The sequence below is a fragment of the Candidatus Poribacteria bacterium genome, assembly GCA_009839745.1.
Lineage (GTDB): Bacteria > Poribacteria > WGA-4E > WGA-4E > WGA-3G > WGA-3G.
Genome location: VXPE01000131.1, coordinates 24,243 through 35,714 on the forward strand (window position 1 = coordinate 24,243; position 11,472 = coordinate 35,714).

Below are 11,472 nucleotides of genomic sequence, written 5' to 3' on the forward strand. Positions count from 1 at the left end.
AAATATCATTATGCACTGTCTCAAGCCGATCCTCAACAAATTGATTCGTATCTCGAATCTGCTGGGCAAGTTGTGTAAATTGATTTTGCTTTTCTACCGTAGATTGAATTTTGGAAATATCATTATGCACTGTCTCAAGCCGATCCTCAACAAATTGATTCGTATCTCGGATTTCCTGAGCAACGGGTGTGATTTGTCTATCAATAGCATGAATGAATTCTGTAATTCGAGTTTCAAGTGCTGTGATTGATTGCCTTAATGGACTAATCGTTTGTGTAAAATTTGATTCCGAAATCTGATTTTCCAAGTATTGTCGAACTTCTGAAATTTGATGTGATAATTCCGAAATCTGATTCTCGAAAGATTGCTGAGCATTGGCAATTTGTTGATCTAATATTTGTTCTAATTCATTGACTACCTTTAAATCAGAAATTTGAGAACGAAGCTCATCTACTTCTCGGCGAATGCTATCAACTTGATCTGGAAGTTGTTCTATCTGTTGTTTCTGTTCAATTTTCTGCCGAGGTAGGGCTTGATCAATTAGATTTTCGATGTCTGCATCTGTCTTAAAGTAGCCATACTCGTAAAAGTCCCGAATTGTTTCCTGATCAATTTGGCTCTTGTGGCTTGCTTCTAACAGAACTCTAAAGCCCTCAACGTCCAACTTACTATTCGGTAGTCTAATGCATTGGTGGTTGTCATCAAAATCTGCCCCATTGTCAAATGTAGTGAGAACATCGTCCAATTCAGGATGAGATTTAACCCAGTACATCCAAGCCTTTGTAAACAAATCCCAGATAGCAGAATCAGGATTCGTAAGTTCCTGTTCTTGTTTGAGGGTATGAATCAACTGCGGAACCGTTCGTTTAAGTGGGGCGCGCCCTTCCCGGAATCCAGGTACTCTACGTTGAAGCAATTGGTTTCGTACAAAGTTCCTTCCTTGAGGATCGGCTACTTGTTGCAAAAAAGCAACGAAAGTTGCCTGACTTCTTTCTATTAAAATTCTTCTTTTTTCTACTGGATAAGGTTTTGCTTCCAAAACTACCCACCCCCTCGCTTATGGAGATCGGCATACGACAATGCTGTTTCATGGTATTGTTGTAATTTCTTCTCAACAAGGGATCGCATAGCAACATTCTGATCTATGTATTTGATCGCTTCGCTCAACCAATTCGGGATTGAAACTTGGTCGGACTTCAGTTCAATGGCAAGTTTTACGATTGATGAGATGAGGGAAGCAGGCGATTGTCTTTCGTCTCGTTCTTTAACTCGTGGCTCGATTCTCACATCATCCCATGTAACTTCAGGAATACTTGTTCCAAAAAACTTCGCACCTGTTAGCCAAATTCCAGGTTTTTCTGAAATTTCTGATATTTTCTTTTCACCGTAGGTTGGCATTGTCCTCGGATCTTCGGCTATAGCATCGGTTAAGGTCTGTTCGTGCTGTTCTGACGAACGCTCCGGGGAGATAATCAGTAATTCTCTTGTTTGCCCTCCATAGTTCAGAAGATAGGTGCCTGGTTCCAGCTTGTTGTCCAGGGAGACAAGCCGATCTTCGCGAATCGGGAAAATCTGATCGCCAACGGACAAAAACTCTTCATCAGGGAGTCCAAGATCGGGAACGAAAATAGTAGGAAGACAGAAATCAAGGTAAGCCTTGCGACCGTGCTGATTGTTGACAGGTAGTCCACCAATAAAACTTATCCGCTCATTAGAGTTGACAGAAAGTCTCCAGGTATCCTCATCCGAAAAAGATACACGTTGAGTGGGTTCAACTTGCAGATACAGCCAATCATGTTCTTTTCCATCAACATAGATAGGACTGGGTTCTTTAAATTCTCGTTCACAAATCTGTCTTAAACAATCTATGACTCGCTCCCTCAATCCGCTATGGAATACTACTAAATGATTTTTATACAGTTGCATGTTTCGTTGAGAGAGCCATCCGTCATCCCGTTTTGAATCTTCTCGGAAAACCCAGACATCAGAAGGATTGAGTGCATAGATTATTGGGTTAGTCTCATCTGTTTGCAATTGTGAGCGATCGGACAGATTCCAGAATAGGCTATTGTCGTCGATAACCTCCGGTCGAAACCATTGATCCGAACTGAATACCTGCAAATGACTAATTCCAAAAGGATTAGTTCTACATTCAATGTCACCTCTTCCACGTCTTCGGAACCAGTAGCGAATCTCTATGTTGTCAAACTGCTTAAAGCGTAGTTCAACGTTTATAAGCGAATAAGTAGGCTGGCTTTGCCCTTGGGATTGGTCTGGGGCAATTTCACTCTCACCGTTCCAATATTTTAAAAGAGATTGAACTTGGCTAACAATTAAGTTCCTATAGGGTTCTCTGGAGAAATAACGAGCGAGTCGGGGAGAACCAGTTGGCGATGGTAACCAAACTCGAAGATCTCTTTCAAGTTGATTGTCCGGGATTTCCGAAAATGGAGTTAACTGATGGTCCCGGAAAAAGCGATAGACGATCCGTCGATCGCCTTTGCTAATCAGGCATTGTGAAATCGGATACCAAACGTATCTGCGAGTTGATGAACCTTCAGTCAAATAAAGTTCAACATCATAATAATTTCGCAACCATCCTCGGAACTGTTTCCAGAAATCTTCAAATTGGGGTCTATCAAAACCTTGTGGTGCCCCTTCAATCGACCGCCCAAACAATAACTTATTAAGGCGAACATAGTAATTGGAAGAAGCTACGGAAACTTCAGAGCCCATCAGGCTCGCGGCGAGTACTGTAAGTGCCAGAAAAGCAACTTGAGACGGTTCTTCTTCAGTCGAGTCTCTCCAGAGATTGGCTTGGGTTGGATTTATTTTAGAAAGGATAACTGAATTAGAGTAAACCACCTTGGTTCTGACGGCTTCTGTCAAACTATCAGCAGCCTCATCAGGATCTGCTACACTGAATTTGGATTTCTCAGCAATTTCAAGAAGTGTATTAGCATCTGTTTGTAAAAAAACAATCTCATTTGGCTCACAATCTTCAAAAAAGTAGGAGATGATTGCTTTGTTCCATTGTTCATACATAATCATAGCTATTTATTCCGTATGGCAGGGAGGTTGGTACAAAGCTTTCTCGGTAAGCATCATTGCACAATCTCAACTCTGATTTCATCATACCACAGATGTTAAAAATTTGTCAAATTAAAATGCCTAATCGCCTAATGTTTACGCAACACAGGTTATTTAGCGTCCATGTTCTTGAGCATTTTTGAAACGTCCGCTTTTGTAGGAGCAAGCTCCCGTTCGCGATTTTCTGGGTAAAATGCCCAGCAGTATGAAAACTGAGTAGTCCTGTGAGACCTATGTTAATTCTTGATAAATTTTTATCCATAACGTATAATTAGCATGGGTTCAGGGACACATATCCAACGAATGCTTTACGCACGATCGTATTTCTCGCGCTGGCGGTTGTAATAATTTATGAACCACCCTCAGTTAAATGATCCCCTCACATCTTGAATCATAGCAGCAAAGCGTTCAGAATCAGGTTAACTATGTCAAACCTTAAATCCAGCATCCGAGATAATCATAAGAGGGGAAGCGTTGGCGACTTCCTGAAGTCCAAAATCAAAGATGGATCCTCCCTTTCAATTGTCTCCGCCTACTTCACGATCCACGCCTTTCAAGCACTCAAAGAGTCGCTCACAAAAATCAAGGAACTCCGGTTTCTGTATGGTGAACCCCGCTTTATAAAAAACCTTGATCCAGAAAAGACTGACAAGAAAGCCTTCAAAATTGAGGGTGAAGCCGAAGGTTTGAAATTCGAGGATCAGCTAAAACAGAATTGGGTTGCTAAAGCGTGTGCCGAATGGATCCGGGAGAAAACGGTGGAAATTCGATCCATTCAAAAATCTAATCTGATGCATGCGAAAATGTATCACATCGCCAATAGCGACGTGGAAGATGCCATCGTCGGAAGTTCCAATTTTACCGTGCGCGGTCTCGGTATGAGTGCAACAGACAATAACATTGAACTGAATCTTGAAGTAGACAGTAACCGAGACCGCAGTGACGTGAAATCGTGGTTTGATGATATCTGGGACGACAAAGAACTCGTCGAGGATGTCAAGGACGAAGTGCTGTTATACCTTGAGCAACTCTATCAGAACAATATCCCAGAGTTTATCTACTACAAAACGTTGTATCATATCTTTGAACGGTTCTTAGGCGAACAGGAAAAAAGTGGATTGCTCGCTGAGGATGTGCAACTCGTTGATACGGTTATCTGGAATACCTTATTCGAGTTTCAGAAGGATGCCGTAAAAGGCGCAATCAATAAGATTCAGCAACACAACGGGTGCATCATTGCGGATAGCGTCGGTTTAGGTAAAACCTTCGAGGCACTTGCGATAATCAAGTACTTTGAACTCCTGAATAACAGAGTCCTTGTGCTATGCCCCAAGAAATTGCGAGACAACTGGACAGAACACCGCGCAGAGAATAACAGCGAATTGAACCAGTTTCTCAAAGACCGATTCGCATACACCGTCCTCTCACACACCGATCTGAGTCGTGATAGTGGAAAGTCGGGGGATGTTAACCTCGAAACCATCAACTGGGGCAACTACGATTTGGTGGTCATTGATGAATCCCATAATTTCCGAAACAATACCCCCGGTAAGAAAGATGAGGACGGTAATTTGATCCGCAAGAGCCGTTACCAACGGCTAATGGAGGATATTATCCAGAGCGGCATCAAAACCAAAGTCCTTTTGCTCTCTGCCACGCCTGTGAACAATAATCTGAAGGATCTCCGTAATCAGATCTATTTCCTCACCGAAGGTCAAGACGATGCCTTCCTAAAATCGCTCGGTATTGATAGCCTACAAAAGACCCTTGCTGACGCACAACGCATTTTTACCGATTGGGCAAAGCAGCAGGACAACCGCCAGGCACGGGACCTACTGGAACGGCTCAGTTCCACCTTTTTCAAACTCCTTGATGAACTGACTATTGCCCGTTCTCGAAAACACATTGAGAAATACTATCCAGAGTCGCTTAAAGAGCTTGGTGGATTTCCGGAACGGAGCAAGCCGATTTCTGTCTACACCGATATTGATTTGCAAGGTCAGTTCATGTCTTACGACGAACTCAACGAAGAAATCTCCGAATACCAACTCTCCCTGTTTAATCCGTCGAAGTATATTTTACCTGAGTATATTTCCAAGTATGATGTAGGACGCCAGGTTGGACAATTTACGCAAAGCGACCGTGAGCACTACCTGATTGGTATGATGAAGGTCAATTTTCTCAAACGCTTGGAAAGTTCTGTTCACTCCTTCGGAATTACGATGGGACGGACAATCGAAAAAATCGAGAGGTTGGAAAAACGGATTAAACGGTTTCAGGAGTTTCGGGGCGAAAATCCTGAAATGGATTTGGAGGATGTCGATATAGAGGCACTTGAGGATGAAGATCTGCAAGAGGCGATGCAGGTAGGCAAAAAGTTAATCTTCAAAATGGCACACCTTGACACGGAAAGGTGGTTGAAGGATTTACAAAATGACCGCGAGCAACTTGAGTTACCTCACCTCTATGCAAAGGATGTTACCGATGATCGCGATGCTAAACTCGCAAAACTCAAGAAACTTATTGCCAAAAAGGTTAAAGAACCTACAAAAAATAAAGAAGGAAAACCGAATCGCAAGGTTCTGGTATTTACCGCCTTCGCGGATACAGCCAAATATCTTTATGATGCATTGGAACAGTGGGCAACTGAAGATCTCGGGGTCCATATCGGAAGGGTATCGGGAGGGACAAGCGGTAATAAGACAACCTTCGGCAGGACTGAATTTGGCAATATCCTAACGAACTTTTCGCCGAAATCTAAGAAGCGTCACCTGATGAAGACCATGCCACAAGACAAGGAGATAGACCTGCTCATCGGCACAGATTGTATATCAGAGGGACAAAACCTGCAAGACTGTGATTACCTCATTAACTATGACATTCACTGGAATCCTGTCCGCATCATTCAACGGTTCGGGCGGATTGACCGCATCGGCAACAGCAATAACAACGTTCAGCTCGTCAACTTCTGGCCCACACCTGACCTGAACCGCTACATCAAGTTGAAAAATCGGGTTGAAGCACGGATGGCACTCGTAGACATTGCTGCAACACAAGGGGATAATCTGTTAGAACCCGAAGGAATTCAGGAACTCCTTGAGGATGATCTCAAATATCGTGACCAGCAGCTCCTAAAACTAAAAGACGAAGTCCTGGACTTGGAAGATTTCAATGAAAGTGTCGCCCTCAACGAATTTACGCTTGACGATTTCCGTATTGACCTGATGAATTATATTGAGAGCAACCGGAAAACCCTTGAGGATGCCCCTTTCGGACTCTATGCCGTTGTGCCACCGGATCCGAAGTATCAGATGATGACCAAAGGTGTTATCTTCTGCCTTCAGCAGAAAGGCGATTCGGAAGGAAATGAGAAGATAAACCCGTTACAGCCCTATTTCCTTGTCTACATTCGCGAGGATGGCGAGGTGCGATTTACTTTCGCACAACCCAAACAGATCCTTGAAATGTACCGTCTGTTGTGTGCGGATGTCAAACAGGCATACGAGGAACTCTGTAATTTATTTGACGATCACACCGATAACGGCACAAATATGACCCACTACAATGACCTGCTCCAGAGAGCGGTTAAGTCCCTCAGCCGCACCTATCAGAAACGAGCTGTCAGTAACCTCTTATCGGGTCGTGGAGGGAAACTGGTTAAACAACAGAAGCAGATCCGCAATATAACTGATTTTGAACTGATTACATGGTTGGTGATTCAATGAACGAACTGCAGAGAAGAAAAAACATTGAGCAGGCACTGAAAGATTTTCAACGCGGCGCACTGGTAATAAATGCCAAAGACCTGCTCAACGCACTCGGTTACGAAAGTGAAATAACAGTAGAACTTGAATCTAATCTCGCCGAGGCGTTCATCTCGTATTTCGACCAGTTTGGAAGACTCAACCGGGAACGGGCAATGGTGGATGAATGGGAGTCAATTGATTTTCTGTTTCAATTAACAGAAGAAGAAATTGCCGGAACAGATCAGACGCGCATCGCTTTTAAAAACCACCAGCTTGATGACACCATTATGGAGTCCTACGTTTTCTTTGCCTTAAAGTTAAAGGAGAGTCATTATACTCGCACCCAATTGTCAACAATTACTCGTGAAATCAACAAACTCATGCCGATGCCCGCCATGATAATCTTTCAACACGGTCAAACTTTGACCCTCGCTGTCATCGATCGGCGTTTGCACAAGCGAGATCAGGAGAAAGATGTTTTAAAAAAGGTTACGCTGATTAAAGACATCGATGCCCACGATCCCCACCCGGCTCACGTTCAAATTCTGTTTGACCTATCACACAATGAGTTGTTGAGAGTTCACGGCTTCAGCAACTTTGTTGAATTGCATCGTGCATGGGCAAAAACGCTCGACATCCAAGAACTCAACAAACGGTTCTATCGCGAACTCTCCAACTGGTACTTCTGGGCAGTGGACACTGTAACTTTCCCAGAGGACGCAGGCGAAGATGTAGAAGTCCGCAACGCCACCAGTGTAATTCGTCTGATTACACGATTAATTTTTGTCTGGTTCATCAAGGAGAAAAAATTAGTCCCCGATATCTTTTTCAATCCGAGAGAGATAGAAAAGATCCTTGTCAGCACTGATCCGCAGGAGAGCACCTACTACAAGGCGATTCTCCAAAATCTCTTTTTTGCGACCCTTAATCAGGAGATGAATACTGCTGGAAAACATCCCCCTGATAAGGGAGGCAGGGGGGTTCCCCGTAAATTCCGTGGCAAAGGACGACAGCACTACAATATCACGTCACTCTATCGCTATGAGGATTACTTCGAGAATTCAGATGAGACGCTACGACACTTTGAAACAATTCCGTTTTTGAATGGGGGGCTCTTTGAGTGCTTGGATAAAGAAGACAAGGACGATCCCAAGAAGATTCTACGGATTGATGGGTTTTCTGACCGTGCTGATAATCAGCTGTTCGTTCCCAATTTCCTGTTCTTTTCCGAGGAAAGGGAGGTCGATCTCAACAGCGTCTACGATACAAAAGGCAAGCGGTATAAGGTCCGCGGACTCATTGAGATTCTCCGCCGCTACAAGTTTACGATTACTGAGAACACACCGATTGAGGAAGAAGTCGCGCTCGATCCAGAGTTGCTCGGAAAGGTCTTTGAAAACCTGCTTGCCGCCTATAACCCTGAAACGGGTGCGACTGCCCGGAAGCAGACCGGCTCCTTCTACACACCGCGTGAGATTGTTAACTACATGGTTGACGAATCCCTCATCGCCTACCTCAAAAACACATTGGAGATGTCCGGTTTCCCCCTTGATAAGGGGGGCAGGGGGGTTACTACTAAACTCCGCCACCTCCTTGCCTATAACGACGAACCCCATCGATTCACCGATGCCGAAACCGAGCAACTCATCAACGCCATAGATACCCTCAAAATACTTGATCCTGCTTGTGGATCGGGTGCCTTCCCGATGGGCATCTTACATAAACTCGTTTTCATTCTCGGAAAACTCGACCCGCGCAACGACCAGTGGAGACAACGCCAGATTGCCAAAGTCAACAACCTCATTGACATGGCAGAAGACATTGACGACAGCATGGTTCGACGCAACACCATCCGTGACCTTGAACAGGAAAAAGACAACATCAACGAGACGTTTGAGCGGAACGAGCTCGACTACGGCAGAAAACTTTATCTTATAGAGAACTGTATCTACGGTGTGGATATCCAACCGGTTGCCGTCCAGATTGCCAAACTCCGATTCTTCATTTCCCTCGTCGTAGACCAGCGAATTGACGATGTCCAAGAGAATAGAGGCGTGCGTCCATTGCCCAATCTGGAAACCAAATTTGTCGCCGGAAACACACTCATCGGTGTGGAGAAACCTGCACAACTGTTAATGCGAAATCCAGAAATTGACCGTAAAGAAGTGGAATTGGGAGGTGTCCGAAGAAAGCATTTCACTGCCCGCACTCCAAGAACAAAAGAGAAATATCGTAACCTTGATAAGCAAATCCGTGCCGACATCAGCCAATTGCTCAAGAGCGATGGTTTCCCCAGCGAAACAACTGAAAAAATTGCCAACTGGGATCCTTATGACCAGAATGCAGTTGCCGATTTCTTTGATGCCGAGTGGATGTTCGGTATCACAGACGGATTTGATGTCGTGATTGGCAACCCACCTTACGTCCGTCAAGAGAAGATTAAGGCACTCAAACCCACTTTCAAAAAATACTACACCTGTTACACCGGTGCCGCGGACCTCTACGTCTATTTCTATGAACGCGGACTGCAACTGCTGAGTTCAAACGGCATCCATACCTTTATCTGCTCCAACAGTTGGCTGGATGTCAACTACGGCGCGCCCTTACAGAAGTATGTCTTGGACAATACCAGGGGTGCCGTTATCTGCCACAGTGAGGCAGAACGTGAGTTTGAGAGTGCCGACATCAACACTATCGTGAGTATCCTCCAAAATGGGACTCCCGATGCGGATTCTCATGTCCGTTTTCTCACCTTCAAGACCTTCATCGGCGACCCAGATGTAGAGAATCGCCGAGAAAGAACACGCACCTACACCGAGTTAGCACAGGCAGGCACTCGCGAGAACCGATACGCGGGAGACAAGTGGGGTGGAAAATACCTCCGCGCCCCTGACATCTATTGGACGATTTTAGAGAAAGGAAAAGACAAGCTGGTGCGTCTGGGAGACATCGCGGAGGTGAGACGAGGCTTCACAACGGGGGCGAATGAATTTTTCTATCTGGATGCGGAGCGGATTCAGGAATGGGGTATTGAGGCTGAATTTCTGAAGCCTGTCATCAAGAGTCCGCGAGAATGCAAGAGCATCCGTGTTGATCCGAGCCAATTGCAGTTCAAGTTGTTTATGTGCCACGCCGACAAAGCTTCTCTGTCAGGCACTGCGGCGTTGGAATACATTGAATGGGGTGAATCACAAGGGTATCATCAGAGACCGAGTTGCCGGGGACGGCCGCGCTGGTGGGATTTGGGAGAACGGGAAATTCCATTGCTCTCTTTCAACTATCTAATTTCTTCGACTGCCAGAACCCTATATGCGCGAAACGGTTGTTATACCAGTGACAATTTCCAGGAAGTACATACGGATTCGGATTTGACATTATCTTTATGTGCTTCTTTGAATTCTTCACTGTTTCAACTGATGGTAAATATGACAGGACGTTCTAATTTCGGCGGCGGTTTACTGAAGATTCAGACCTATGAAATTGCGGAGTTGCTCTGCTTAGACCCAAAAATCTTTGCCTTTAAGAATGAAGGGATATTCACATCAACTATGTGGGAAATGCTCAAGCCATCAGATGACCGTCGCGCTCTTGACACAATCATCTTTGACGTGCTTGATCTCACGCAAGGCGAGCGGGATGGCATATATGAAGCGGTTGTGAATCTGGTGGAGGCACGCCTGCGGAAGGCGCGGAGTTTGAGGGAAAAATAAAAGATATCTGAATCGCGGATTTTCGCGGATTAGGCAGATTTCGCGGATTACGCTCCAGTAGAACGGTATGTGACGCTTGAAATTAATTGGGTCCCACTCCAAATTCGGTTGCCATCCGTTAACTGAATATGCTATCATTTTTTAATAAAACACATCAGCATTCTAAAGGGAATTCAAGAAATGGAGCACGTTTTCATATCCTATATGCATGAAAATATGGAGATCGTTGACAGACTTTGCCAAGAATTAACCTCACGCGGTATTAAAGTCTGGCTTGACCGGAATGATATTAAACCGGGATCCCGTTGGAAAGACGCAATTCGGGGTGCTATTCGCGAAGGTGCTTTTTTCATTGCATGTTTTTCAAAGGAATATAATAAACGCAGTCAGACTGACAAGACATACATGAATGAAGAGTTGACGATCGCTATTGAGGAACTACGTCAACGACCCACTGACAGAGTATGGTTTATTCCAGTCAAGTTGAACAACTGTAAGATACCTGATCGTAACATTGGTGGAGGTGAAACCTTACACGATCTTCAGCATGTTAAACTCTATCAAGATTGGGATGTTGGTATTCAACGTATAATTGAAGTTATTCAATCTGAATCGCCCGAACCTACGGGAGAAATGGGTACTGACTCAAAGTCGTCTGGAAACTTTGCAGATCAAGAGAGGGCAGGCACAAAGAGTTCTCAATCTAATAGGGACCAAAGTAGAGAATTGACTGATTGGGTGTTTCAACAAGCTGACGACTTGGTGAAGCGCGGGGAAATAGACAAGGCATTAAAAGGTTATTCACACGGTATCAATCTTGACCCGTATCGTCCTTTTGCCTATAATAATCGTGGTGCTGCTTACAACATAAAAGGCGATGTTAATAACGCTATTAAGGACTATAACACCGCTATAAAACTTAAACC

At 44.5% G+C, this 11,472-nt stretch carries 4 protein-coding genes and 1 pseudogene (2 of these 5 running past the window's edge); 3 read left to right on the top strand and 2 right to left on the bottom strand.

Going from position 1 to position 11,472, the window contains the following annotated elements; genetic code table 11:
• Both F4X88_20420 and F4X88_20425 read right to left on the bottom strand, forming a co-directional pair.
• Nucleotides 1–1,039 (bottom strand): annotated as a pseudogene (locus F4X88_20420) (hypothetical protein); it reaches 86 nt to the left of the window's first position.
• Between the two features lie 2 nt (nt 1,040–1,041).
• Nucleotides 1,042–3,051, bottom strand: a complete 2,010-nt coding sequence (locus F4X88_20425; protein ID MYA58649.1) for a hypothetical protein — start codon at nt 3,049–3,051, stop codon at nt 1,042–1,044.
• Nucleotides 3,052–3,515: 464 nt separating this feature from the next.
• Between F4X88_20425 and F4X88_20430 the strand changes: the two genes are divergently transcribed.
• The 3 genes from F4X88_20430 to F4X88_20440 all read left to right on the top strand — a co-directional run.
• On the top strand, nt 3,516–6,815 hold the full coding sequence (locus F4X88_20430; protein ID MYA58650.1) for an ATP-dependent helicase: 3,300 nt from the start codon (nt 3,516–3,518) through the stop codon (nt 6,813–6,815).
• Complete coding sequence (locus tag F4X88_20435; GenBank protein MYA58651.1) at nt 6,797–10,546, top strand: hypothetical protein; 3,750 nt, start codon at nt 6,797–6,799, stop codon at nt 10,544–10,546. Before F4X88_20430 ends, F4X88_20435 begins: the two co-directional genes overlap by 19 nt.
• Nucleotides 10,547–10,726: 180 nt before the next feature.
• Nucleotides 10,727–11,472: the 5' portion of a TIR domain-containing protein gene (locus tag F4X88_20440; GenBank protein MYA58652.1), read on the top strand. The gene runs 55 nt beyond the window's last position; 746 of the gene's 801 nt are visible here — the first part of the coding sequence; it begins with the start codon at nt 10,727–10,729; its stop codon lies beyond the right edge, outside the window.

Excerpts from the sequence above, each read along its gene's own strand:
- F4X88_20435 (MYA58651.1), top strand. The coding sequence starts at position 6,797 with ATGGTTGGTGATTCAATGAACGAACTGCAGAGAAGAAAAAACATTGAG.
- F4X88_20430 (MYA58650.1), top strand. The coding sequence starts at position 3,516 with ATGTCAAACCTTAAATCCAGCATCCGAGATAATCATAAGAGGGGAAGC.
- F4X88_20425 (MYA58649.1), bottom strand. The coding sequence starts at position 3,051 with ATGATTATGTATGAACAATGGAACAAAGCAATCATCTCCTACTTTTTT.